Annotated in this window: 24 protein-coding genes and 9 pseudogenes; 16 read left to right on the top strand and 17 right to left on the bottom strand. The window is 58.6% G+C overall.

From position 1 onward, the window contains the following. Window positions 1-123 (top strand): annotated as a pseudogene (locus EFQ99_RS32795) (IS481 family transposase); the annotation flags it as partial. A 297-nt stretch (window positions 124-420) separates the two neighbouring features. Here the strand turns inward: EFQ99_RS32795 and EFQ99_RS32790 are convergent. Next, complete coding sequence (locus tag EFQ99_RS32790; RefSeq protein WP_004674391.1) at window positions 421-2865, bottom strand: beta-glucosidase; 2445 nt, start codon at window positions 2863-2865, stop codon at window positions 421-423. A gap of 468 nt (window positions 2866-3333) precedes the next feature. Here EFQ99_RS32790 and EFQ99_RS35900 point away from each other — a divergent pair. Beyond that, window positions 3334-3514 (top strand): annotated as a pseudogene (locus tag EFQ99_RS35900) (hypothetical protein); the annotation flags it as partial. Window positions 3515-3923: 409 nt separating this feature from the next. Here EFQ99_RS35900 and EFQ99_RS32775 read toward each other — a convergent pair. The 5 genes and pseudogenes from EFQ99_RS32775 to EFQ99_RS32760 all read right to left on the bottom strand — a co-directional run bounded on the left by EFQ99_RS32775 (window position 3924) and on the right by EFQ99_RS32760 (window position 7846). Beyond that, window positions 3924-4790 (bottom strand): ISAs1 family transposase, encoded by an 867-nt coding sequence (locus EFQ99_RS32775; RefSeq protein ID WP_237353332.1) that lies wholly within the window; start codon window positions 4788-4790, stop codon window positions 3924-3926. Window positions 4791-5076: 286 nt separating this feature from the next. Further along, window positions 5077-5781, bottom strand: a complete 705-nt coding sequence (locus tag EFQ99_RS32770; protein ID WP_244414416.1) for a LysR substrate-binding domain-containing protein — start codon at window positions 5779-5781, stop codon at window positions 5077-5079. 12 nt (window positions 5782-5793) lie between these two features. Beyond that, a pseudogene (locus EFQ99_RS35895) lies at window positions 5794-5973 on the bottom strand (helix-turn-helix domain-containing protein); the annotation flags it as partial. Between the two features lie 131 nt (window positions 5974-6104). Continuing rightward, a complete protein-coding gene (locus EFQ99_RS32765) occupies window positions 6105-7067 on the bottom strand; it encodes an SDR family oxidoreductase (RefSeq protein ID WP_245441629.1) in 963 nt (320 codons plus the stop codon). Further along, window positions 7064-7846: an SDR family NAD(P)-dependent oxidoreductase gene (locus EFQ99_RS32760; RefSeq protein WP_170967852.1), complete on the bottom strand. Its 783-nt coding sequence runs from the start codon at window positions 7844-7846 to the stop codon at window positions 7064-7066. Before EFQ99_RS32760 ends, EFQ99_RS32765 begins: the two co-directional genes overlap by 4 nt. A gap of 467 nt (window positions 7847-8313) precedes the next feature. On the opposite strand from EFQ99_RS32760, the gene EFQ99_RS32755 reads away from it, so the two are divergent. From EFQ99_RS32755 to EFQ99_RS32740, 5 genes are all read left to right on the top strand, one after another. Beyond that, the gene (locus tag EFQ99_RS32755; protein WP_008534165.1) at window positions 8314-9165 is read left to right on the top strand and encodes an SDR family NAD(P)-dependent oxidoreductase; all 852 of its coding nucleotides are present in this window, start codon (window positions 8314-8316) and stop codon (window positions 9163-9165) included. Between the two features lie 31 nt (window positions 9166-9196). Beyond that, complete coding sequence (locus EFQ99_RS32750; RefSeq protein ID WP_008534164.1) at window positions 9197-9898, top strand: RibD family protein; 702 nt, start codon at window positions 9197-9199, stop codon at window positions 9896-9898. 22 nt (window positions 9899-9920) lie between these two features. Next, on the top strand, window positions 9921-10043 hold the full coding sequence (locus EFQ99_RS36095) for a hypothetical protein (RefSeq protein WP_009982859.1): 123 nt from the start codon (window positions 9921-9923) through the stop codon (window positions 10041-10043). A gap of 480 nt (window positions 10044-10523) precedes the next feature. After that, window positions 10524-12473, top strand: coding sequence for a multicopper oxidase family protein (locus EFQ99_RS32745; protein ID WP_037174857.1), 1950 nt, complete (start codon window positions 10524-10526; stop codon window positions 12471-12473). A gap of 26 nt (window positions 12474-12499) precedes the next feature. Then, window positions 12500-12892, top strand: a complete 393-nt coding sequence (locus EFQ99_RS32740; protein ID WP_004674379.1) for a hypothetical protein — start codon at window positions 12500-12502, stop codon at window positions 12890-12892. Between the two features lie 77 nt (window positions 12893-12969). On the opposite strand, the pseudogene EFQ99_RS32735 reads toward EFQ99_RS32740, so the two are convergent. The 4 genes and pseudogenes from EFQ99_RS32735 to EFQ99_RS32715 all read right to left on the bottom strand — a co-directional run. Then, window positions 12970-13637: pseudogene (locus EFQ99_RS32735) on the bottom strand (transposase domain-containing protein); the annotation flags it as partial. Window positions 13638-13684: 47 nt separating this feature from the next. Next, complete coding sequence (locus EFQ99_RS32730) at window positions 13685-13972, bottom strand: hypothetical protein (RefSeq protein WP_008534161.1); 288 nt, start codon at window positions 13970-13972, stop codon at window positions 13685-13687. Window positions 13973-14298: 326 nt separating this feature from the next. After that, window positions 14299-14526: pseudogene (gene tnpB / locus EFQ99_RS36090) on the bottom strand (IS66 family insertion sequence element accessory protein TnpB); the annotation flags it as partial. Between the two features lie 217 nt (window positions 14527-14743). Continuing rightward, complete coding sequence (locus EFQ99_RS32715) at window positions 14744-15211, bottom strand: avidin/streptavidin family protein (protein ID WP_004674376.1); 468 nt, start codon at window positions 15209-15211, stop codon at window positions 14744-14746. A gap of 209 nt (window positions 15212-15420) precedes the next feature. Between EFQ99_RS32715 and EFQ99_RS36380 the strand changes: the two are divergent. The 7 genes and pseudogenes from EFQ99_RS36380 to EFQ99_RS32680 all read left to right on the top strand — a co-directional run. Continuing rightward, window positions 15421-15579 (top strand): annotated as a pseudogene (locus EFQ99_RS36380) (transposase domain-containing protein); the annotation flags it as partial. A gap of 200 nt (window positions 15580-15779) precedes the next feature. Further along, window positions 15780-15998, top strand: a pseudogene (locus EFQ99_RS35885) (FAD binding domain-containing protein); the annotation flags it as partial. A gap of 202 nt (window positions 15999-16200) precedes the next feature. Beyond that, window positions 16201-16416, top strand: coding sequence for a hypothetical protein (locus tag EFQ99_RS35880; protein WP_308821658.1), 216 nt, complete (start codon window positions 16201-16203; stop codon window positions 16414-16416). 186 nt (window positions 16417-16602) lie between these two features. Beyond that, window positions 16603-16881, top strand: a complete 279-nt coding sequence (locus EFQ99_RS36215) for a (2Fe-2S)-binding protein (RefSeq protein WP_008534159.1) — start codon at window positions 16603-16605, stop codon at window positions 16879-16881. 1 nt (window position 16882) lies between these two features. Continuing rightward, window positions 16883-17644, top strand: coding sequence for an N-acyl homoserine lactonase family protein (locus tag EFQ99_RS32695; protein ID WP_004674371.1), 762 nt, complete (start codon window positions 16883-16885; stop codon window positions 17642-17644). Next, window positions 17641-17965: pseudogene (locus EFQ99_RS32690) on the top strand (xanthine dehydrogenase family protein molybdopterin-binding subunit); the annotation flags it as partial. The gene EFQ99_RS32695 and the pseudogene EFQ99_RS32690, both read left to right, overlap by 4 nt. A 178-nt stretch (window positions 17966-18143) precedes the next feature. Next, window positions 18144-18544, top strand: a pseudogene (locus EFQ99_RS32680) (transposase); the annotation flags it as partial. On the opposite strand, the gene EFQ99_RS32675 reads toward EFQ99_RS32680, so the two are convergent. From EFQ99_RS32675 to EFQ99_RS32660, 4 genes are all read right to left on the bottom strand, one after another. Beyond that, window positions 18495-18815 (bottom strand): hypothetical protein, encoded by a 321-nt coding sequence (locus EFQ99_RS32675; protein ID WP_008534157.1) that lies wholly within the window; start codon window positions 18813-18815, stop codon window positions 18495-18497. The pseudogene EFQ99_RS32680 and the gene EFQ99_RS32675 sit on opposite strands and share 50 nt — an antisense overlap. A gap of 321 nt (window positions 18816-19136) precedes the next feature. Further along, window positions 19137-19280, bottom strand: coding sequence for a hypothetical protein (locus EFQ99_RS35280; protein ID WP_016737394.1), 144 nt, complete (start codon window positions 19278-19280; stop codon window positions 19137-19139). A 39-nt stretch (window positions 19281-19319) separates the two neighbouring features. Beyond that, window positions 19320-19577 carry a BON domain-containing protein gene (locus EFQ99_RS32665; protein ID WP_008534156.1) on the bottom strand — a complete coding sequence of 86 codons (258 nt, stop codon included), beginning with the start codon at window positions 19575-19577 and terminating at the stop codon, window positions 19320-19322. A gap of 154 nt (window positions 19578-19731) precedes the next feature. After that, window positions 19732-19941 carry a CBS domain-containing protein gene (locus tag EFQ99_RS32660; protein WP_008534154.1) on the bottom strand — a complete coding sequence of 70 codons (210 nt, stop codon included), beginning with the start codon at window positions 19939-19941 and terminating at the stop codon, window positions 19732-19734. A 270-nt stretch (window positions 19942-20211) separates the two neighbouring features. Here EFQ99_RS32660 and EFQ99_RS32655 point away from each other — a divergent pair, with 270 nt between their 5' ends. Beyond that, window positions 20212-21264: a type III polyketide synthase gene (locus tag EFQ99_RS32655; protein WP_008534153.1), complete on the top strand. Its 1053-nt coding sequence runs from the start codon at window positions 20212-20214 to the stop codon at window positions 21262-21264. Window positions 21265-21484: 220 nt separating this feature from the next. On the opposite strand, the gene EFQ99_RS35270 is transcribed toward EFQ99_RS32655, so the two are convergent. Then, window positions 21485-21622: a hypothetical protein gene (locus EFQ99_RS35270; RefSeq protein WP_257784652.1), complete on the bottom strand. Its 138-nt coding sequence runs from the start codon at window positions 21620-21622 to the stop codon at window positions 21485-21487. A gap of 774 nt (window positions 21623-22396) precedes the next feature. Between EFQ99_RS35270 and EFQ99_RS32645 the strand changes: the two genes are divergently transcribed. Continuing rightward, window positions 22397-23275, top strand: coding sequence for a response regulator (locus tag EFQ99_RS32645; protein ID WP_016737392.1), 879 nt, complete (start codon window positions 22397-22399; stop codon window positions 23273-23275). On the opposite strand, the gene EFQ99_RS32640 is transcribed toward EFQ99_RS32645, so the two are convergent. After that, window positions 23241-23888, bottom strand: a complete 648-nt coding sequence (locus EFQ99_RS32640) for a BON domain-containing protein (RefSeq protein ID WP_008534151.1) — start codon at window positions 23886-23888, stop codon at window positions 23241-23243. The two genes, EFQ99_RS32645 and EFQ99_RS32640, sit on opposite strands and share 35 nt — an antisense overlap. Before the next feature lie 123 nt (window positions 23889-24011). Continuing rightward, a complete protein-coding gene (locus tag EFQ99_RS35870; protein ID WP_245436896.1) occupies window positions 24012-24305 on the bottom strand; it encodes a PDZ domain-containing protein in 294 nt (97 codons plus the stop codon). Between the last annotated feature and the right edge of the window lie 79 nt (window positions 24306-24384).

The following is a 24384-nucleotide window of genomic DNA, read 5'->3' as shown; positions in this document are numbered from 1 at the left end:
GCCGAACTGCCACGATGGCTTCATCGCTACAATTGGCACAGGCCTCACGGAAGTCTAAACTCAAAACCACCAATCACTAGGCTCGCTCTTACCCAGGACAACCTGTTGAGGCTCCACATCTAGTCGCCGCCGGATGAAAATTCAGTGGCAGGTCACTTCTTCCATCCCTTGGTGTCCACCTATTTTGGTGGACACCTCATGCCAAAGCTCACTCAATTGCAGAAGGTGCGGGGAAAATCGCGCTTACGATCGTTCAGAAAACATTGCCTGTTTTTGGAGGCGCAGGCGGTGTTTCGCCATGCCATTAACCAAGTACCGGTTTTGAGGCATTCTCTCACTCAACTCACCCAGCTTCACCGCCAAAACTGCATACGTTGGAACTCGACCACTGCCCAATGTGGTCATTGATTTGCGGCCCATTCAGAGCGCCAAGACAGCGCCCTTTTGCGTGACAGTTAAACTCAAACGGATGTCGGTGGCCGAGAACCCAGCCATCACTGCAAATTCCCCCGCCTCTATCCGCCAACGCCGCTCGGTCGTGTCGAAGAAGGCAAATGTTCGGGCGTCAAGTATGAAACGCAACCTTCGTTTCTCACCGGGTTCCAGGGCAATTTTCGAGAAGGCTTTCAGCTCTTTAACCGGTCTGGGTATAGATGCTTCAACATCGCCGACATAGATTTGCACCACTGCCGAACCTGGCCGCTCGCTGATGTTGGTCAATTCCAGTGTCACTGTCACCGCGCCGGCAGCGTCTGGTAGCCCTACCGTCAGGTCCGACATCGCAAAGCTTGAATAACCGAGACCATGACCGAACGGGAACAGCGGCTTAATGCCGTGGCGGTCGTAGTGCCGATAACCGACGAACACACCTTCGTCATATCGCACATGGCCGTCCTTACCTGGATAGACCGCGTCATCCTCAGTATGTGTGGGGTTGTCAGCCCAGCGCACGGGGAAGGTCTGTGCCAGTCGGCCCGAGGGCTCGGCCTTGCCGAGGAGCACATCGGCGATCGCGTTGCCAGCCTCCTGTCCGGGATACCAGCATTGCAGTACTGCACGAGCACCGGAAAGCCAGGGCATTTCCACCGGTCCACCGGTTTGTAGTACGACGATCGTGTTCGGATTGGCCGCAATTACCGCCTCAACAAGCTGGTTCTGCAGACCGGGAAGTGCAATACCGCGAAGATCGGAGCCCTCGGTATCCCAGTCGCCCGTTCTGCCCACGAAGACTACCGCATGATCAGCCTTTGCCGCGACGGCTGCTGCCTCGGCAATCTCCGCTTCGGCCGAAAATCTGCCTATTCCTACCCGAATTGCGGCGATATAGAGGTTGACGTGGTCGTGCCGGGCGTACTCGGCGACGACCTCGTATGTACGGCCGGCTTCGAGCGTGATTTCACCCACGACCTCTTCGCAGCCTTCTTCAAAGAATGTGGTACCACGTATCCAGGAAGCCCAAGCGTCCACCACAAGTCTGCCGTCCACATAGACCCGGCCAAGCCCGGCCGAGGTTAGTCCGACGCGATAGACGCCGGCTTCCGAGGCTGTGAAGATGGTGCGCATTCTAGCCGAAAAGCGAAGGGGATCGACAAAGCCCTCGGCCACGGGGGGCAACCATACACCAAGGCTCGACGGTTCCTCGACGACCTTCACCGGTTCGCCAGCTAGCTCCCTTCCTTGGAAAAACTCGAAGGTTGTGGGGTTTTCGATTAGCGGCTGAAACCGATAATTGTTGCAGCCCTGAGCGTAGCACAGATTCTCCTCACCCAGCGCGTCCACCAGCCCCTGCCACGGACTGATGACATAGTGAGGGTTCAACTGCGCCGAGCCGCCTCCCATCACCTGCGCGACCTTGGCATTGGGTCCAATGATGGCGACCATACCTTGCTGAGCCAATGGCAGGATCCCGTCATTCTGTAGCAGAACTGCGCTTTCCGCTCCCGCGCGCCTGATCAATGCCCTATGTTTCGGTTGATCAATGGCGTACTCCTTAAACTCGCGATGATCGTTGATAGCGCCGGTGCGTTCCATCAAAGTCAGGATATTGCGCACACAGGCGCGGATCGTCTCGACACTAACCTCGCCGCCTTCGACCGCAGCCAGTAGCTTGGAGCCGCGATCGCGGGTCGGGCCCGGCATCTCCAGATCCAGCCCAGCATTCACGGTGGGTGCGGTCGAACGCGAGCCGAACCAGTCCGACATCACCACGCCGTTAAAACCCCAGTCACCGCGCAGAACCTCGTTCAACAGCCAATGGCTTTCCGCCGTGTAAGTACCGTTTAGCTTGTTATACGAAGACATCACGGCCCAGACCTTTGCCCGCTTCACCGCCGTCTCAAAGGGTATCAGGTAGACTTCGCGCAGCGTGCGTTCATCGATATCTGAAGAGATGGTTGTACGTTCAATCTCGGACTCGTTGCCGACGAAATGTTTTATCGTGGCACCGACTTTCGTGGACTGCAGACCTTCGATATAGCCGACTGCAAGTTCCGCCGTCAGGATCGGATCCTCAGAGAAGCACTCAAAGTTGCGGCCGTTTGTGACGCTACGCTGGATGTTAACGGTGGGGGCTAACGAGACGTGGGCACCTTTTGAAAGAACCTCGTCACCTAGGGCACTGCCGATTTCCTTGGCTAGATCCGGGTTCCAACTCGCTCCGATGGCGATGCCCACCGGGAAAGCCGCTGCAGTCACACCTCCGACAAAAGACCCCGCCCCGCGGGCGCCGTTGGGGCCGTCGGTCAAGCGCAATCTCCCTATCCCTAGGCGGTCGATGGGCGGTAAAGACCAGAACGTATCGCCGGAAAGTAGCGAGACCTGCTCCGCCAAGGTCATATTATCGAGCAATGCTTTCTTATCAATCATCTTCTCTGCTTCTTGAATCTCAATACTTACCTGTCCCAGATCAACATCTCAAGATGCATATCGGGGAAGCTGGTGATCTCGGCGCCATGGAGCCGTCCATCCATAAAAAGGACGCCCGTTTGTTCATCAAGGCGTCGCGTCCCGCCGTCGCGAGGACGACGACATGTTCGAAGCCTTCACATAGCCGAGATGCGGTCACCGCTTTCCATTGAAAACAAGGAACATCGCGGCAATCGATTTCAGCAGTGAAAGTTGTGCCGGCTGCGGCAGCGCCGGTTCTGTTACGGAGTTATTCCTCCGCAAGTTTGTGAGACAGTTCGAACATTAGCAAGCTTTATCAGACAATCTGTTGACAGACAACCTCGGTCGCGCAGCTTTCGTGTCGTCATTGATGATTCGATGCTTCCCTCGGAGGCGGATCCCGATTGATGAAGTTTCTTCACCGCCTATGGACAAGGATCGACCACAATGGACAGGCTGTTGTCCCGTTTCCGGCTACAGAGTAATCATTTTCGTACTGTCTTTCATAATCAGCATTTGCGCGGTGGGGTTTTCGGGGCACTACGCCGCGGGTCTCCTACAAGGCCGCCTGGAAACCTCGAGCGAGGTGATGCAGGTGCTCTCGGGTTTCCGTGACGTCTCCGCCTCGTCCGTCTGCATCGCCCTCACGCCGTGCTTGAATCCTCCCTACATATGCAGGCATTCCCGGTTGATATCGATCCAGATTGTCTGAGAGCTACCAGTATTCGTTGATCCTGCCGTTATAGCTTTGCCTGCTCGTCTGCACAAATTTAGATATCGAGAGATCAAAAACGGGCGCCTGGAGGAGAGCCGTGGCAGTACCGCATTCGTACCGGCTGGTCGTGTCAGACAGCCGAAGACTTGCGGATTCTCTACCATCATGGATGGCCTCGGCTCAGAGAGGGATCGGAGGCTGTCACGTATTTTTTTCCGCTTTCGGCATGTTAAAGGATGCCAGGCGATCTTGCTGCCAATTATTTTTCTGGCTGCGAGCGACCGCTTTCTGCCGGCACTCAAATTCCCCTGGTGAAGCAGGGCTATCGCATATGAGCGATGATAGAGATGAGGAACTGATCGTCCCACCCTGCCTTCTTGATCTTTCGACGAATGGAGGCCTTATCTGGATGGGCCCGGATGAGGTTGAGGGCAATCTTTCGTAACAGAGCAATGTTTGCCGGTCCGTGATCCTTACGGTTTCTGGCGGCATCCTCGCGGAACTGGACGTCGAGCACCCAGTGCAGTTTGTTTTCGATCTGCCAATGAGTTCTGGTTACCTCGATCAGGGCGGCAGCCGACATGACGGTGGAGAGCAGGAAGTAGCGGACATGGCTGGTCAGACGGCCATCGGCATGACGGCTTGTGGCCTCGACGGAGCCGATGGCCTGCAGGCCGGGGAAGTCGATGTCATTGACGGCGACGATGCAGGCACGGCGTCTTTCGCAGCGGTCATGGTCATTCTCGGCGGCGGTCTGGACGCCGAGTGGCTCGACGTCGTCCAGACGAGCAATCGTCTGTGCCAGGAGGCCGGGCTGATTGGCCTTCAACGCCAGGGCATAGTCGCCGCCGGCGGAAAGGATGGCATGAGCGGTATCGGCGCGGCAATGCAGGGCATCGGCGGTGACGATGGCACCTTCCAGCGACAAAAGCGCAAGCGCATCGAGCGCCCCTTGGACCTCGTTGCGGCCCGGCGCGGTCTGTTGGCCGATGACCAGGCCGCAACCGGCAGCCCAGACCTTGACGAGGGGCAGCGGCGTCGCCTCGTACCGCCTTGCCGTCGACCGCCACCACGCCTTCCATGCCCTTTGCAAAGGCTTCGGTAAAGCGGCTTCGAAGGCAACCTGATTGAGGCAGCGGAAAACGGTGGAGAAGGTGCCATGGCCGGCGATGCCATAGGGCAGCGGCACGATCGTCTTGAGCCACTTCTTTTTGGAAACGCCGAATCGGCCATGTCGGCGCAGCTTTCGGCGCCGCAAACGATCAGGGCAATGGCAATGAACAGGATCGACATCAGCGGATGACGTGTGTTGCGCCCCGAGGGTCGGGCAGATCTTTAAAACAGGTGGCAAATCGATTCATCCGTACCTCCAAATTATCGGAGAGTTCTTGAGTCGATTTGCCTCAGCAAAACAACTCCTTACCATCCATATGCGATTCTCCTGCCTGGTGAAGCTGTCTCGTCTGGCCGTCACTTCAATCGCCCGCAACCGGCGCCTTAAGGTAGTCGAGAAACGTCCGGAGAGCGGACGGCACCTGTCGATGCGAAACGTAGTATGCATGAAAACCCGGCCCGGTAGAGGTCCAGTCCGGCAGCACGACTTCGAGTGAACCGGCCGCAAGTTTGTCCTCGACCCGGGCCTGCAGGCAATAAAAGAGACCGCCTCCCTCCTCCGCCATGCGGATAGATAGTTCCGAATCTCCGAGCGTGAGAAGTCCCGGAACGTCGAGAGAAACCATGCGATCGCCGTCGCCAAGTTCCCATTTGCAGAGGTGATCTGTACCGGTTCGGATCCGGATGCACTCGTGCGTCAAGAGATCTTCCGGCCGCGCGGGCCGCCCTCGTTCGTTGAGATAGGCCGGAGAACCGACTACGATCCATTCGAGTTCGGATGTCAGACGCGACGCGATCATCCCCTCGGGAACCGTTCCCCCATAACGGATGCCCGCGTCAAAACCTTCGGCGACCATATCGATGAAGCGATCCTCGACGCTGACTTCGACCTCGACATCTGGGTAGCTCTTGCGAAAACTGTGCAGTCGAGGAGCGATCAGCAGCTCGGCGGCGTCACGCAGGGTGGTCACTCTCACTCTGCCCGTAGGCCCGCTCCTGAAACTGTCTAGGAGATCCATCGCAGCTTGAATGCCGAGGAAACGGGGCTCCAGTTCGGCAAGCAGCACTTCGCCGGCGGCGGTGAGACTGATGCTCCTGCTTGTCCGATGAAACAGACGGACGCCCAGACGGGCCTCCAAACCCCTGATCGAGTGGCTGAGGGCAGACCCGGAAACGCCGCGAAGCGCGGCGGCCTTTCGGAACCCCCCCGCGCACGCGATCGCGACGAAAGTTTCAAGGTCGGCCCGCGTTGATACCATGAGTTATGGATACTCGCACTTGTACTGAAAAAGATCGCCCTTGCCGGCGCCGACCTTGCTTCAGGCCGGCCGGCACCTTCAATCCTTATTTAACTGGCCCTGTATTTGGTATGTGATGGCCGAGGAAGCAGTCAAAAATTTGACCTAGTGATCCATGTTGGATCCTGCGAAGGACGGCGGAGATGGCCCGGTCGCTGAAAAACGAAAACGTCCGGGATTAGATCGTCATGCAATGAAGATCTTCGTGTCCACAGCCACGAGAGACGGCACCGGTTGGTTCCGCGAGGCGGTCTAACAGTCCCGGAGGTTCTAGTTCTGAGCTCTCGAAAACGCGGGCTACCAGTCCTGCCGGGTTGGATGGACGAAATGTCGTTGATCGTGATCTCCGGGGGCTGGTCTAGTGCATAGACCACGGCTTCAGCCACCGACGACGGCGGAATACCCTGCTTGTTGAGCTCTCCGGCGATCTTTCTGCCCGTCTCGTCATGAACCTTGTCGGCCCAGCCGGTATCGATCACGCCAGGGCTGATCATAGACACTTGGATCCCGCTACCCACGCCCACCTCCTTCCTGAGGCTTTCGGTAATACCGCGTATGAAGAACTTCGTGGCTCCGTAAACCCCTGCCGCCTCGCCGACATGAACGCCGGCGATAGAGCTCATATTCAGGATGCGGCCGGACCGGCGCTCCAACATCGACGGCAGCACCGCGGCGATCGCATGCAGATAGCCACGCAGATTGGTATCGATCATCTTGTTCCAATCGCCGACGGCGGCATCCTTCCAATAGGAAAAGAGCATGAGGCCGGCATTGTTGACCAATATATCGACCGGGCCGTACGTCGTTGTGGCGAACGCGACGAGGGCCTTGGTACTCTCAAAATCCGTGGCATCAGCAACCTTGTAGCTGGCAATACCTCCCGAACCGGTGATGTCTTCGACGATCTGACTGAGGCGTTCCTCATTGCGGCCGGCAAGGACGACGCGCGCACCTTTTTCCGCCAATCCTCTGGCGGTCGCCGCTCCAATGCCCGAGGAAGCCCCTGTGACGATGGCGACCTTGTTTTTCAGATGTGACATGACGTGCTCCTTCACTGCGGTTGGGTCAATTCGGCTTGCCGCGCGGCTTTGACGGGCTCGGGGGTCGTCCGGTTTTCCAACACCTGGCGCTTGGTTTCCTGATCTCCGCCGACGATATGGTCGATGCCGTTCATGAGAGCCTCGAACCCCTGCTGGGCGACGAGCGTCTTGTCGTTTTTTTGTTGGCCACCGAGCTTCGTACCGCCCATTCCAGCGTTCGCGTGGAAGTCGCTGTTGGTGGCGCCCGGAAGGAGTGCCGTCACCGTGACCCCGGTCGAGCGCAACTCCTCGCGCAGAGATTCCGCGAACATGTAACCGAATGCCTTCGACGGGCCGTAAACGGTTTCGTATGGCGTGGGCAGGGTCGCCGAAACCGAGGAGGTGATGAGAATCCTGCCGCGGCCGTTCTTGACCATATGTTGGACGACGCGTTTGGCCATATGGACGGTCCCGGTTACATTGATCGCAAGCAGGCGAAGCTCATCCTCGAGATCGTTATCGACAAAGGCGCCGCCAATACCGATACCGACGTTCAGAGCCGCGGCTTCCAAGGGGCGCCCCAGCCCCTGCGTAAAGGTCCAGAACCTCTCGACGCCATCGTACGTCGAGGCATCCGCTTTGAACGGATATGCTTCGGCATCAAGGCTTCGTAGCGCATCGGCGGCCTCGTTCACCTTGTCGCTTGAGCCTGAAATGGCGACATCGAATCCATTCTTGGCGAATTGTTTGGCAAGCTCGAAGCCTATTCCAGATGAGCCGCCCGTGATCATTGCGAGTGGTTTATTCCCTGTCATGATTTCACTCCTTTGGTTTGGTCAGCACCACGATCGTCTCGAGGCGCTGGTGACCAAATGCCCGTGGAGCCGATTGGTTACATGAGCAAAATTGATCGGGGCGGTGAGTGAAAATCATCCACCGATCTGGCAGGGACCAGGAGTGCGTTACCTTTTTGGTCCCGTCCGCGGTCGAACTGGCCAGGCATTCCCTACGTCACGAAGGCCCTTGAGTGAACACGGCTCATCGGTGCGTGCGATCCCGCTCACTTCAAGTAGCCGTCGCGCTACCCTATTCTTATAGTGCGATCGAACGGTCGTTCGCAGCCCGCGGATATGATCCGACGACCCAAGCGCCCGAGTAGCGTTGATGGACTTCTCTGCGCTGGTGCCATCGGCCGGCACGCTTCTCGGAGAAAAATTCCACGGCGACGGCTTGTCCGGCACACCTTCCAGCGGTGACGGTCCAATGACGGGAAAGACAAAAAATGAGCGAGAGAATGAACAGCGTCGTTGCTCCTGGCCGCGTTGCGGTCATCACGGGAGCTGCGAAGGGCATCGGCTTGGCAATCGCGAGGGCTCTCGCGGCCCGCGGCATGAAGCTCGCGCTGCTGGATCTCGACGCCGACGCACTTGAGGATGTTACTTCGACACTCGACACGGACATCCTGATCGTGAGCGGCGACGTATCAGATTTGTCGGCACTGACCAGGTTGCGGGACGAAACGATTTCGCGGTTTGGCGACGTGGCCGTTCTAGTAAACAACGCGGGCATAACGCAAGGAGCCGGCCCTTGGGACAATCCTGCAAAGTGGCGACGCCAGATCGATGTAAACTTCCGAGGTGTTCAGGCCGCGCAACACGTCTTCGTGCCCTACATGATCGAAGCCGGTCGCCAGTCGGCCGTTGTCAACCTCGGCTCCAAGGAAGGTATTACGACTCCTCCAGGTAACGCCGCATATTCGGTGGCGAAGGCAGCTGTCAAAGTCCTGACCGAACAGCTGTCGCACGAGCTTCTGAAGGAGACGGGAGGTCGTGTTTCGGCTCATCTCCTCGTCCCTGGCTACACGTGGACACCCATGAACATCGCACTCAAGCCGCAGGGCATTGCGAAACCCGATGAGGCATGGACCGCAGAGCAACTGGTGGAATACTTCCTGGTCCGTCTGCTCGACGAGAATTTTTACATCATCTGTCCGGATAACGCGGTTACGTCTGCGATCGATGCCAGAAGGATCCGCTGGGCGGCCGACGACATGATCCTGAACCGGCCGGCGCTTTCACGCTGGCACCCCGACTGGATGGATAAATTCGCAGCCTGGTTGAAGGCAGGTCACTGACGGTGGAATGTTTGTAGAGGAGAGTAATCCAATGCCCAGACCCTATGTAATCTGTCACATGATGTCGCCGCTGGATGGCCGATTGATCGTCAATGATTGGGCCGAGGCAACCGGCCATTCGGTCGATGAGCTCGTGAAGATCTATGACGGCCTGCATGAGAAGATCGGTGCCGACGCCTGGCTTTCGGGAAGAGCGACGGGAGAAGAGTTCGCGGACGCCGTCGACCGCCCCTATCAAGCAACCGGCACAGCCGCGCGACCGATCCATATCGCCAACCCGGACGCCGGCGAGTTCGCTGTCATCGTGGATAAGGACGGTCGGCTACGCTGGGACAAGAGCGACATTGACGGAGCTCACCTTGTGGTCCTGACAGGATCTGACGTGGATGATGCTTACCTGGCGGGCCTCACCCAGGCTGGCGTTTCCTATATCGTCTCGGAGAAAGATGGCGTCGATCTGAAAAACGCGCTTGACCTTCTTGGAACCGAGTTCGGTGTGAAGCGCTTGATGCTGGAAGGCGGGGCGCAAACCAATGGCCATTTCTTGAAGGCGGGTCTTGTTGACGAGGTCAGCCTGGTCATCTTCCCTGCGATCGGAGGCAAGTCGAATACACCGGCCATATTCGAGGGCGGCGAGGATGGGCTTGCCGGCAGGGCGAGGCTCACGTTTATCAGCGCCGAAGCCGCTGGCCTCGGCTCCGTGCATCTGAGATATCGCGTTGGACGTCCATAAGAGACGTCCATAGGAGAAGATTGTGGAAGGGCTCCCTCCTGCCGTCGTCGAAATGATCGTCGAGGAGCAGGGCGCGATACTCCTGAGCAAGCAACCTTGTTTCGAGATCATCGCGCAGCGCAGAGAGCCGGAAGAACTGGCGTAGTCTGCCCGTGGTGTCTCTCCGATTAGGCGGTGTGATGAACGGTATGTGACGCCGACATTAATGCCCGCGGCGGTGACCGCGATATGAGCGTCAAGGCGTTGCTCGAGTGCAGCTCGACAAACAAACAAGGTGAGACGCGTATTGCCGCACGTAACGATGCTCCCCACAAAAATGTCGGGCCTACTACACCTGCTGTCAGGTTTGTCAGGTGCGCGCCATGGTGCTGTTCCGCCCGACTTCCTACCGCGCTCTCGTGGAAGTCCTTGAAGCATAGGCACAAGATTCCTTCTGAGGCTCGATCCGGCCAGAGTGGCATGAGTCTTGAAACTTTCTCGTCGCGCGGCGGCAGCTGTCTTCTCCCGAGAAAGCGCGCGAGTCAAAGTCGAATTGCAGGTGAACGCATGGTGACGCAGTAGAACTTTGTGGATGCGGTTCGACCCGGGGAGAACAAAACTCCGGGCAGAGGTTTGGGAGGGTTGTTTGTCTGTGTCTGACAAAATTGCGATCTTCGGTATGGCGAGCGTTTTTTCGGTCACCCATGCGCTATTCGCAGTCGCTCAAGAGGCCAGGGCCGTGACTAACCCCCTGGCCTATATGCTGCAACCTATCACAAAATCCCAGGGGATGCTGAAAACCTTCGAACAAAGCCGGGAGACATTTCCGGGCGAGGTTCTGCTCGATATGAACGCTACCTATCTCGACCGACAGATCTACAATCCGGCCACGGCGCGCTACGACCACGTTAAACTGCGCGGCTATCAAGACGCCCGCCAGACCGGCTTATCCGGTGCCGACACGCCATTGGTTGGACCGACCATCGATCTACGGCCCGGTCAGACGGTGCGGGTAACGCTTCACAACCTGTTCCCTCAGGATTCCACCTGCGGCATCGGCGGTGGCAGTGCCAATACCCCCCATTGCTTCAACGGTACCAACCTGCATTCGCACGGTCTCTGGGTAAATCCGTCTGGCAATGGCGATAATGTGCTGATCTCAATCCGTCCCGGCGTTTCGTTCCAATATGAATACAACATCGCCGTTGAGCATCCCGCCGGCACCTTCTGGTATCACCCACACCTACACGGATCAACCGCATTGCAGGTGTCGAGTGGCATGTCCGGGGCGTTGATCATCCGTGGCGATCGCATGCCGACACCGACCGAGACTGGCGATATAGACCGCCTATTGAAGCAGCCGGGCGGCTCCGATATCGCCGAACGGGTTTTGGTGCTACAGCAGATTCAATATGCTTGCACCGATAACAATGGCGACATCACTTATGATTGCCAGCCAGGACAGGTGGGCGGCATCGAAAGCTACGATCAGTTCGGACCTGGCAGTTGGCCGGCTTCGGGCCGCTTCACCAGCGTCAACGGCCAGGTGCTTGGTCAGTTGGCATCAGCGGAGGCTGGCTCGGTCGAGCGGTGGCGGATGATACACGCCGGGGTTCGCGACACCATCAATTTCGAAATCCGGCGCAAGACCGGGACGACCGCGTTCCGCACGCTTGCGGCAGCGGACACCGACAGATGGATCGACCAGAATTGCGGCAAGGATACTATTCCGTATGGGGTGGTGGCCCAGGACGGGCTGACAATGGCGCAGGTGCAGATGCGGCAGCAAGCGATCCTGCAACCGGGCTACCGCGTTGACGCGCTGGTGGTGTTGCCAGGAGCGGGTGACTACTGCATCATCGATGGCGCCGCACCGGCAGCGGCCAGCGTCAACCAGGAGGCTCCAAGCCGACGGCTTCTCGGCATAGTCACTGCAGTAGGCGGCCATGCCGTCAATGGCGAGATCGGCACCTATCTTCAGGATTGGCTGATTTCGGCGGCTGAGCGCACGATGTCACAGAATGTCGCCGGCAAGGTTATCGATGACCTCAAGAACGAGATGTCGCTCTCAAGCTTTATTCCCCATCCGGACATCGACGCGGGCGAGGTCACCGGCGAGCAGCAACTGGTGTTTAACATCGATGTGAAACAGCCGGGTGCCACCTTCTTCGAGGTTGACGGCAAACCTTATGATCCCAACCGCATCGACCGGATGTTGCCGCTGAGCGGAGTCGACGAATGGACGCTCCGCTCGGATTTCGTCAGCCACCCATTCCATATCCATGTCAATCCGTTTCAGATCATCAAAATTGTCGATGCGGCCGGCAACGATGTCAGCGCGCTTGGCGCCGATGACGACGGCGATCCGCAATATCCAGGCTTGAAAAATGTCTGGAAGGACACGCTGTGGATCAAGAATCCCGGCACCGATCCGTCGGCGCGCTACACGATCACCGTGCGGACGCACTACCAGCGCTATATCGGCGAGTTCGTTCTGCATTGCCACATCCTCGATCATGAGGACCAGGGCATGATGCAGAACATCAGGATCACCCTGCCGGACGGCCAGGGTGGCACCGTTTCCGGCCATCATTAGGGCGTCGATCGCCATTGGGAGGAACTATGAGCTTCACTGGCACTTGGAGTTATCGCAGCCTGATCAACAATCCCGATTTATCGGTTGATTTCAATGCACTGGAATTTGGCCAGGGAACGCTGGTGCTGACCGAGTTGGCTCGGCGCAAGGTCGGCGGAACCATTGGTGGGCCCGGGTGGTCGCTGGAATTGACCGGTACGGTGCGTCCGGGAGACCCTGTCGAGCTGCAATTCACTGGAAAGGGCGATGTGGCCGGCGAGACCTGGATCTACAGCTATCGCGGCTACATCGTGCCGAACTGGCCGAATGGCGTCGATCAAAGGGACGCCATTGTCGGTAGCATCGTCCGCGACGTCCCGCATTCGCATGGGGTCGCCGCAGCCGGCTACGTTGCCTCCTGGTATGCCGTGCGACAGTGATGCTCCAGCATTTGCCGCAGCTCGAAGACATTCGGATCAACATTCACCGGCCAGGGTCTAGGTCGACGGACCGATGCCTCACATTTGAACCGCGTGCTCTGGCGGTTCAGCGGGATGTGCTGCCCGAACTTGTCGAACACGATCGTCGCCAGCAACTGAGGGCCGATGAAGCCGCGCGGGCGTCGCATGGAACGGTGCGGGAGCCTGACTGATCGCCTCGCAATCGCGGCAGGTAAATTTCTCGCGCACCGTCTCGATCACCTTGAATCGGCGCGGGATATCCTCCAGCGTTTCCGTCACATCCTCGCCCAGCTTCGACAGCCGCGAGCCGCCACAGCAGGCACATGCCGTCGGCGCTTCGATGACGATGCGTGCGCGCTCGACGTCTTTGGGCCACGCCTTGCGCACTGGACGCTTGCGGGCGAAGGCGCGCACGGACTGCGTTCTGGCCGCGGCCTCTTGGACGCTCAGTTCGTCCTCGGCGGCCTACGCCACGAGCTCTTCGAGCTGCAAATTCCAACTGATCGATCAGCCGCTGCGTGCGCTCGCGGCGCGGCCCGTGCTTCTCGCGCTCCAGCTTGCCGGTCAGCAACTGCAAATGCACGTTGAGCGCCTCAATGCTCGACAGCCGCGCCTTCGCGTTGGCCGCGTCCGCCTCAGCTTGCAGCCGCGCAGCACGTTCGGCCAGCAGCGCCGGATGAGCGCTGGCAAGGTCCGATGGCAGGGTAAGCGGCGGCAATGTCATAACGACATTGAATCAGATTTATCAACAATTTCAATGCAAAAATTGAGTCAAACCCGGCTGGGGCGCCAGGTTTCCTGCCGTGCGCGCCAGTCAATTCCCTCCAGCGACAACGCATGTTGATGCCCCTCCTGGTGAGGCTGAATGATTCTCAGATCGAGTTGATGAATGGTACGGTTGCGAAGGTCGCGAACCGCGTTGACGACCGCTGGGGAATTTTGGAACAAATATGCTCCGGTTGATTGCTGGTCGATGAGCAGGCGCTTCCGCCTGATTTGAACGTAAATCCAATTGACGGGAATATCGAGCCTGGCGGCAAGTTGTACGGCGCTGAGCAAACTAGGTTCGTGTGTCCATCTGTTGCGCTGTGCCTTTACCTAGATGCCCGCTGCAAGGCGGAGGCGTTGCACAGTGATTGGCAAAACCTTCTCCTCACAATTGGGCGAATGGTGTCCTTCGCGCGTCAGTATTTCAGGCTTCGACATATCCCTGTGTCGCAGACACGGGTATCAGCAAGGTCGATCCACCACGATGTTCAACCTCATACGACGGCGCGAAGTTGCCGCCTCTACGTCCCACCTCACGCATCACATTAAAGGAGCGTCCAAATAACGGATGGCTCGGATCCAGCACCTCGATCTTGTCCGGTGATGATTCGTCAGACTCACAAGCAGGGATATTTCTGTAGACCTTCGAGCAGATAACCGAGCTGCGCCGGTGTGATCACCACCGTGCCGTCAGCGGCTGACGGCCAGATGAAGCGGCCGCGCTCCAGCTTCTTCGTGAACAGACAAGCGCCCTGGCCGTCACGCTAGATAAACCTTCCTCGCTCCAATTTTTTCGTGAACAGGCAGGCCCCCTGGCCATCGTGCCAAACGACCTTGATCAGATCGCCGCGTTTGCCCCAAGGCGGCGCATCCTCGGATGCTTACTTTTGTCCGGAAAGTTTTGGCCGCATTGAACTCATCAAATAAGGATTTGCGCCGCGCGGACGAGCACGCGGCGCTTTTATTCGGCAGGGAAAGCAGCTTCGTCTAAGCCTTTGGCCATATTCGATGAATTCTTGCTCCACAATCTCTGACGGGCCAGCGCCGGCAGGGCAGAGGAGATTAATCCTTCAAGAGGCTTTTGTTCTCAGTCGTCGGCACGTACTGGAAAGTGTCTTGTCCTTGCTCAATGGCCGGACCGGAGCCGCCTTCGTAAGCGAGGTTCCAGCTCGTGACTATCTCAGTGTTGTTGCCGTTGACCTGTGCGTAGCCGGTCCATCCGGTTGCGGAATTGCAGTTCTCCGTCGAATTGTTCCAGCCGACCGAAAATGCGATGAACGTCCCGTTTACCCTTCCTGTTAGCGGATAGGGCGAGTTCTGGCATCCGGTGCCCTGGGCTCTGTTTACATATTGGCCGGAGACATTTCCGAACGAGTCGACTTGAATGATCATCGTCGAGCCGGACTGGTTCTGCCAACTGCTGGAAGCCGATGCGATGCTTGAAAAATCCTTGAAGTTGCTTGCATCGAAAGCAAGAGCTGAGGTTGCTACAGCAAACACAAGTGCTGCAACTGCATTAGTACGGATCATGGTTTTTCCTCCTGATGTGCGCCGACCGTCGGCGATCGTACCGAAGGTTGCATATAAACTCGTAATAATCAATCAATCCGAGTAGCAATTTCCCGGGTTGAGAAAACCGAAAGACGGGCCGCGCGTTGCGTGGCGCGGCCCGAGAACGAGCATCAGGAGTGAAGACTTACACGATGCAAATTACGAACGGGATAGCGCAACGCTAATATTTGACCATCATTGGAACGGACAAACTGCATGGCCGCAACCCCGAGAGCTACCTCACGGACGTCCTAACCCAGATCAAAGATTAACCGGTAGATAGGCTTGAAGACCTGTTGCCGTGGAATATGCTTCCGACGGTCTCCACTGCGCAAAAGGCCGCCTGATGGCTCGTTCGATGCATATCTGCACGATCGAAGACGTGGCCACCATGACCGGCGAGAACCTCGAACTGCTCAGAGAGATCGTATCCATCCGAGCAGGGCCGCGGGATTTTGGGCGCCGCGCGTAGTAACGTCGGTTCATGGAGATCGGATCGAACTGCACGGAGATCGGGTGAGAATCGGCGCCGACGGTACGCCATCACATGACCGCGACAGACCCGATCATCCGCCAACACTTGCCGATCGTGCATGAGGCGATGCATCACGTCACCCATATGACCGTGCGCAACCGCGGCACCTTCGGCGGCAGCGTCGCGCATGCGGATCCAGCGACCGAGATGCCGATGATGACACGGTTCCTCGGTGGGACGGTCATCGCCTCCTCTCAGCGCGGCAGACGCGAAATACCTGCAGCCGATTTTTTTGTCGGATCGCTGGTCAACTCGTTGGAACCGGACGAGTTTGTAATTCGCGTCGAGCTCGACGCGATGAGACCGGATGCCGGATGGGGATTTGAGGAGTTTGCAAAACGCCACGGGGACTTCGCACTCGCTTGCTTTGCGACGACGCTGCATTGTGTAGATGGCAGGGCGTCTGACGTTCGCGTTGGCATGATGGGCGTTGGTGAAACCCCGCTGCGGCTTGAAGAGATCATCGAGGACGGATGTTTCCGAGCCGGCTCTCGATACGGTGGCGGATCGCCTGGCTGGAATCCTCACGCCCAACACGGATATCCATGCCTCTGCAGATTACCGCAGGCATCTCTCAGGCGTCCTTGCCAAACGGGCCCTTCGCGCCGCCTGGAGCCGCGCGAACCACGAAAGGCTTCAAGCAAGATGAGTGAGAAGACGATCACCGTCAGCGTCAACGAAGCGTATATGACGCGCACGATCGAAGCACGAACGCTGCTGAGCCACTTCCTGCGCCAGGATCCTTTGCCTGACCGGAACCCATGTCGGGTGCGAACATGGCGTTTGCGGTGCCTGCACCGTCATTCTCGATGGAAGGAGCGCACGCTCCTGTCTGATGCTTGCAGTGCAGGCAGACGGGAGCGAAATCGAAACCATGGCCAGGGAAGCGTCGATACTCGGACGAATCCAAGAAGCGTTCCGCCAGCATCATGGCCTGCAATGCGAATTTGTAGGCCCAGTTTCATCGTTGGCGATCATCGACCTTCTTCGCCACCATCCGCTGGAAACCGATGATAAGATCAGGGAAGCGCTCTCAGGAAACATCTGTCGTTGTACGGGCTATGAAAACATCGTCAACGCCGTCCGCGAACTGGCTAGCAAGAGAGGACCTTAAGATGAAGATGCATTTTCTCGAGGCCGGCCGCCTTCGTATGCGCCGGTCCATCTACGTCCCTGGGGCGCTGAAGGAAGAAGCGATTGAATTGCCGGTTCACGCCACCCTGATGCGCCATCCCCAAGGCAACGCGCTGTTCGATAGCGGATGCAATCCAGAGGCCGCCATCGATCCAGGCGCGCGATGGGGTGGGTTAAGCAAGGTTATGACCCCGATCTTTTCGCCAGAGCGGACGGTCGTTCATCAGTTGAAGACTCTTGCTCTCGATCCCGAGGACATAGATGTTGTGATCTGTTCACATCTGCATCCCGATCATTGCGGCTGCAACGCGTACTTTCGGCGCGCAACGATCCTCTGCCACGAAGCGGAGGCGCAGGCCGCCACGGCAAGCGGTGCAGAAAATCAAGGCTATCTTCGAGGAGAATGGGACCAGCCCCAGGGTTTCCAGACCTTCAATGCCGAGCATGACGTCTTTGGCGACGGGCGCATCGTCTTGCTGCCCATGCCGGGTCATACCCCCGGAATGACCGTCGCCCGTGTCGAGCTGGAAAAAGATGGTTCATTTATACTCGCTTCAGATGCTGCCCCGCTCCAGGCGAGCGTCGACACCGGTATCGCTCCGAGAAATACTTGGAACATCGAACTCGCCGCAGAGGCACTCGCTCGCCTGAAAGCTCTTCGGGAGCGGGGAGCTTCTATCATTTTCGGCCACGACGACGCGCAATGGCAAGAGTTGCGAAAGGGTGTGGAGTTCTACGAATGAGCCAGCAGGACCATTCCGTCGAGCTGCGGCCCAAACTTGTCGGCAAGCGGGACAAGCGCACCGAAGATCCACGTCTGCTGACGGGTGTTGGTCAGTATGTCGATGACATGGCGCCGCGGTATGTTGCATATCGCATTGCGACGCTCCGACCAGCCACATGCCCGAATCCTGAACATCGATGTCGGCGATGCGTTCTCGGTGCCCGGCGTCGTCGCGATCTATAACGCGAGCGACCTGGAAGGAGAGATCAAACCTGCCATACCGACCTCGCGTATGCCTGGTTATTACGCCACCCCCATATGGCCACTTGCACGCGGGAAAAGGTGGCCGTTCTATCGGATCGTGTCCCAGTACGTGGCGTAGGTGACGGTAGGGAGTAAAGCCGAGCGCCCGCGCGCTTCTCGTTGCGCTGTAGCGGGTGACCGGCTTTGCGGGCGGCCATCAGTGTTTTTCCGCTAGGGTCGGGTTGTTCAAGACCAACCTGACGGAAAGATCACCGATGACCAATGACATGATGAACGTGCGCTCCCTTGTTGAGAAGAGTGCCGATGCAGATTTGTTGCGTGAGATGATCGGTCTTGCTGCCGATCGGCTGATGGAGCTGGAAGTAGGCTCGGCTACGGGTGCAGACTTCGGTGTGAAGAACTCGATGCGGCTCGCACAACGCAATGGCTACCGTGACATCGGGAGACGCGGGCTGGCACCGTCGAGCTTCGCATTCCGAAGCTGCGCAAAGGCAGCTACTTTCCGAGCTTCCTTGAACCGCGCCGCATGGCAGAGAAAGCTCTGACGGCCGTTATCCAGGAAGCGCATATCCAGGGAATCTCGACTCGTTCTGTCGACGACTTGGTCAAGGCCATGGGTATGAGCGGCATCTCCAAAAGCCAGGTGAGCAGCCTAACATCGGGACGAACGCAATCTGCGGGGCGAAGGTGGCTGCGACGGCCATCCTCATCAGCGGCTGGAGATAGATCAGATAACCGCCCACGGTGACAAGGATGCCGATCTGGAGTAGCGGCTCGGAGATGCTGGTCCCAACGAAACTGCCCACCGGTTCCGCTTCCGCAAAGACGATCGACAGCTCAACCCCCTCGAGCGTGGATTCCGATGGCGGCGTCTCGGCCCGATGCAGAACGCGCGCCCCGAGCCAAAGCGTGCTTTTTTCGCCCACCCAGCTTCTTTAGAGGTTGGAGGTGAATTTATCGCGCCCTTCAACACTGCGACCGCGAGATAGAGGGAGACGAGAAAGAGAAGAGACCGGTATGACGCTTGCTCGGTCGCCTCATTGACGATCCGGCGCTGGAGTTCGAGAGGCGCCGCGCCGATAACGAAAAGAGCCAGGGACAGCCCTGCGACCAACGCCTGATGACGCCTTCCCATCAGCCAGATGAAGCCGAATAGTTCGGAGAGCATCGAATCCGTCGCGCCATTTGCGGGACGCGGCCGGACAATTAAATCCTGGAGGGCCAGATGTTCATCGCGCACTCACGGGTCAGAGAGAGCGCTCGACGCGCCCGGTTCGGGAGTCGTCGGATGGCCTCACCAGTAGGACGCTCACGACCGTCCCCACCATGAGGATCAGGATGACGAGGAGAAGCCTCGACACGACGGCGTCTGCGATGACCCTGACAAACATGACGGAAACTCCAGGGACGATTTCATAGTTTGAGAGAGCTCACCATGCGGTATCCAGGGTGATGTTGTTTACCACGCCGCCGACGCCGCGGATGCTTTCCGCCGCCACCCTGGCCGCCGAGCATTCCAGCTCCGTCTCGACCTCTCCCCTCAGGGTCACTGCCCCGTCGGAGACGGTCGCATTGACGATGGGGAACCTTATTTCGAACTCGGTTTCCAGGCGGCCACGAACGGCCGTCCCTAGGGCCTCGTCGCCGGAAGCAGTACACTGCCGTCGAACATCGAGAAGCGCTCGCATCAAGTCGTGACGGCTGATTATGCCGGCGAGTCTGCCGTTCGGTGTTTGATGTCGTGGGCCTGCAGGAGTTCTGCGAGCTGGCTCGCGGTTGCGCTCGGGGCGGCGCTGACGACGGGCGTCGACATCACGTCCTTGACGCGCCAGCTTCGGGCCTTCACATAGTCCGCCAGTGCATCTTCGCGGTCGCGCGTATGCGGTACCGCCCGTCTCGCCCAGGATGACGCCACCCGGCGCAGCAGGTCTCCCCGGTGACGATGCCGGTGAGCCGCCCTTCGCCATCGATGACGGGCACCGCGCCGATCTTGCTGGCGTTGACGATCTCGACGGCTTCCCTGACGTTGTGTCCCTCGTCGAGCGTCGTCACGGGGTCGTCATGATGTCTCTAGCAAGCATCGCGCTGTCTCCTTTTCGATCGGACAATTACGGAGCCAACTTGTTGAGCGCATTGACGTGGATCAAGGCAGACACGAAGCCGCGGGAGGCATCCTTCACGCGTCGTCGTCTCTGAAGCCTTCCGACGAAGTGCGGCGTCAGGCTCGCCCGCATTGCAACTTATTGAGGATCGAGGCGTTACGGTTCGGTCTCGTCCTCGCGCGGCGTACCAAATTCTTCCCGCGCCGTCGCAAGGAGTCTTATGCAGCAACCCGTCAAGCTGGTATCCGTCGGCACCGCCGTTCCGCCACATGTCATCGACCAGCGTGACGCGGCGCGAGCCTCGCACACCGCGTTCTCATCGCGATTTGGCGATTTCGAAAAGCTGGCAAGGGTGTTCGAAACCTCGGGAATTCGGCGCCGCTATGCCGTCCGGCCGATCGAGTGGTATCTCGAGACGTCGGGATGGCCCGAACGAAACCTCGCTCATATCGAGGGCGCTGGTGCAATGTTCGTCGCCGCCGCCAGCAAGGCTCTCGTGTCGGCGGGCATTGCAGCAGGCGATGTCGACACGATCGTAACCGTCTCCTCGACTGGTATTGCGACACCTAGTCTGGAAGCGAGGGTAAGCCGAGAACTGGGCTTCCGGGACGATGTCGAACGGGTTCCCGTGTTTGGCCTCGGCTGTGCCGGCGGAGTCTCTGGGCTTTCAATCGGGTCACGGCTGGCGGCATCCCGGCCAGGCTCAGTCGTGCTGGTGGTCGCCGTCGAGACCTGCACGTTGGCATTTCGCATGGACAAGCTTACGAAGGCGAACATCGTGGCGACCGCCCTCTTCGGCGACGGGGCCGCCGCCTGCGTGGTGCGTGCTAGTGAGACCGGTCTGGCCGAGGTCGAACTTGCAGGCCAGCATACGTGGCCCGACACGCTAGACATCATGGGATGGAGCGTCGATCCGGAGGGTCTGGGCGTGATCTTCGATCGTGCGATACCACCGTTCGCCGAAACTCATGTGCTGAAGGGCGTAACGTCCATACTCGCCCGATCAGATCTTGCTCCTGCCGACGTTGACCGGTTTGCGTGCCACCCCGGTGGATCAAAGGTTATCACCGCCTTGGAATCGGCGCTTAAACTAAGCCAGGGAACCCTCGACCAGGAACGTGAGGTTCTCTCGGACTATGGGAACATGTCCTCGCCAACCGCGCTGTTCGTACTCGAGAAGCTTCTTGCGCAAGGACTACCCAGGAGAACTGTCCTGACGGCGATGGGACCGGGCTTCACCCTTAGCTGCCTCTCGTTGACGGCTGCAGCATGACCCGGCGATCATTCTCCAGGACGTTTTAAGATCGCATCGTTTGCAGAACGAACAGGACTCGAAACACGTAGCTGACGCTGCAAAGGCTGCGATTGCCGTGGGACACCCCAAGTCGAAGGCGAGGTTGCCACCTCGCACTCGAATCCTTTCTCTTGCGTGCCGGCGTAGCTGCGGCAGTATGGCTGGTGGTAGTCGCTACCCAATCCGGTCCTCTGTCGCACTAGGAGGAGCGTGCCCAGCGCCAATTCTGGATTTCCGGCAAGTCTTCTCCACGCTCCCGCACGAACGCCCGGTGCTCGTCGAGCTTTGCATGCAAGGCTGCCGTCACATCTGGCACCTTTTCGGCGAGGCCGGGCACGCGCGCGATCGGTCGCGATGTCTATCTGCGTGTATCTGAACCATGCGATCCAGCCATGGCACTGAATGTGCATCGGCAAACAAAAGCGGATTTACAACCAACGTTGTCAGATACGTCTCCCCCAAGCGGGATTGATGTCTCGGGGGCCAGTGTCTCTCGATTACGCCTGTCATCGATCGCCGACCTCGGCAGGCCACAAGGAGTGGGAAACTTTGATCTCCTACGCACTTTGCTCATCGCTTCCCATTCCTAGCTGCATTGAAGCGTATCTGGGGCAGAGTGACTTCAAATAGGCGCTTCAGCGGAGTCCACCGACCGAGGCACTGGATGTTCGCAACCAACTGCCGCTTTTCCGGAAGATGATGAGTTAAGGTGGCAGGAAACGGAATAAGACTGGTTGACGAGAAGCCCGGGAAAAACAACAGAAACTGGTTCGAAAGTTCTTGTTCGTTCATCAGCGCTTTTTGTTGGATTGTGAGAGCACGGATCCTGCCAACTGCTTGGTAGCAGTGCTGTATTTCGTGCTCGATAGAACCTGCGAAGCCTTGTCCTCCATCGCAGCTCCTGTCTGCTTTGAGGTGCCCGCCTGCAAGGGCTCTGTTGCAAGATCGACTCCGACTATGTCCTGATGTACCCGGCGATCCGCCCCGGCAGCTACGTCCTCATTTCCGTGACCGACACCGGCACCGGAATGACGTCCGATGTGATGGAGAGGGCTTTCGACCGTTCTTCACCGCGAAACCGACGGGCTCGGGAACGGGGCTTGGGCTGAGCATGGTCTACGGTTTCGCAAAGCAATCCGCAGGGCACCTGCAGCTCTACAGCGAACTTGGCGAAGGGACGACGGTGCGCCTCTTTCTTCCACGCGCCGACGCCGGAAAGGATTCTCATCCGAACGAGCAGCGGGCTGAGGAAGCCCCGCCTCGGGGCACGGAAACTATCCTGGTGGTCGAGGACGACGCGAGAGTTCGCCGAGTGACGGTCAGCCGCCTGCAGACGCTTGCCTACTTCGTGATCGAAGCTACGAACGGGATCGACGCGGTGAAGGAGCTGGAGGCGGGGCATGACGTAGCGCTCCTGTTCAGTGATGTGGCCATGCCGGGAATGAACGACGACGAACTGGCCCGGAATGTCCGGGAGCGCTGGCCGAGGGTGAAAATTCTCCTGACGTCGGGCTTTTCTGAACCCCATGCCGCGGACAAGGAGATCGAAGCGGGCGCCGGCTGGCTGAAGAAGCCGTACACTGCATCGGAGATGTCGACCCGTCTCAGGCTGCTGCTCGCCACGAGGCCTAATAGCGATTCTGCTCGACAGCAGGATTTCAATTTAGAAAAATCAAACCCAAACCTCAATCGCGCTGCCGTTGCGGGGACTCATATCTTTCTTCGCGGAAGATCCCAGCCTACGTCGCCACCCAAGGTCGCTCTCCAAGAACATCAATGGTCGCCTTGTGCTCGCGACGGAGGCTCTGCAACGGGTGGTGCGGAATTTCGTTCCGAAGACGAGATCTGCGCGCAAGTCGATCAAGGAAATTGGGCTCTATGCGAAGGGCGCTCAGCGGCGCCCTTGCTGCTGAGTGTGGGCAGAGCAGTAATGTCTAGCCAATCCCGATATTCGATCACCCGACCGTCAGTCGGTCGTCGAGAGTGCTGATCCCTGGAGCGGACCATGCAGCGCGCTCCGCCGCCTGCCGTTCCGACCAGGTCTTCACCTTGCCGGAGAGGATTACCTTTCTGCCTTGGACGTCGATTCTGATTGCATCGGCCTCAAGAGCGGCGTCGCGCTGGAAAGCATCCTCGATGCGTTTCTTGACATCCACCGCCGTAATATGCGGCTTCAGCTCCACTAGGTTGGACACCCCTACTACGCCGGCGAGATCCCGCACGGCGTCGTAGGCCGCGTTCTTTTGATATTGCCACTCGACCTCTCCCCGCAAGGTGATCCACCCTTTGAGGACCCGCACCTGCACCGAATCCTTTGGCACGGAAACGTTCCAGTCGAGCATTTTGACAGCTCGCCGGGCGATGTCGTCGTCGTCTGTTTCCTTCGGCCCGAAAATCCGGACCTCGATATCGGCAGCTATTCCGCGCACGCCCTTGACGCGACTAACCACGCGCTCTGCGGCTTCTTTCTCCGCGTAGGAGCGCACGTGACCAGTCAGTGTGACGATCCCGCTATCGACCGCGACGCCGATATCAGCCGCGTCGATGCTGGGCTCGAATTCCATTTCGTCGAGAATGTTCTGTCTGAGTTGAATGTCGTTCATGACAACCTCCTTCAGGTTTGCGACGTGCCGATCGTGACAGCGCCGCAGATTTTCGTCGTTGATCTTCATCAAGCACGAGAGCGACCTTGGAATTTCAGCGGACAGAACACGGTCTGCGGGCTGCTACTGGGTCTGCACGTCAGCGGCCACGAAGAGGCGGTGGCCGTTCCTCACGACGGTGATGAGAGCACGGGCATGCTCCTTCACGAGTATTGAGAGGAGTTGCCCGACGTCCGTCACCGGCTGCTGGTCGAGAGCGACGATAACGTCGTCCGGCTGCAGGCCGGCCTGTGCCGCGACCGAACCCTCGGCGACGACGACGACGCGGGCGCCGGGACCATGGAGAGTTCGCCATCTCGGCGTCGGCGAGAGGGCCGCGGGCGATATGAATGGTACGCGAAGCAGCCGGTTCGGCAACCGGTGCGTCGGACACCACGGGAAATGCTTCTATCCTTCGGCTCGCGCGGTCGATCTGGAAGGACGGCTTGGACTGCAA

Source organism: Rhizobium vallis (assembly GCF_003985155.1).
GTDB classification, from domain to species: domain Bacteria; phylum Pseudomonadota; class Alphaproteobacteria; order Rhizobiales; family Rhizobiaceae; genus Rhizobium; species Rhizobium vallis.
Note: the sequence above shows the minus strand (reverse complement) of the source record. Positions and strands in the feature narration are given on the sequence as shown.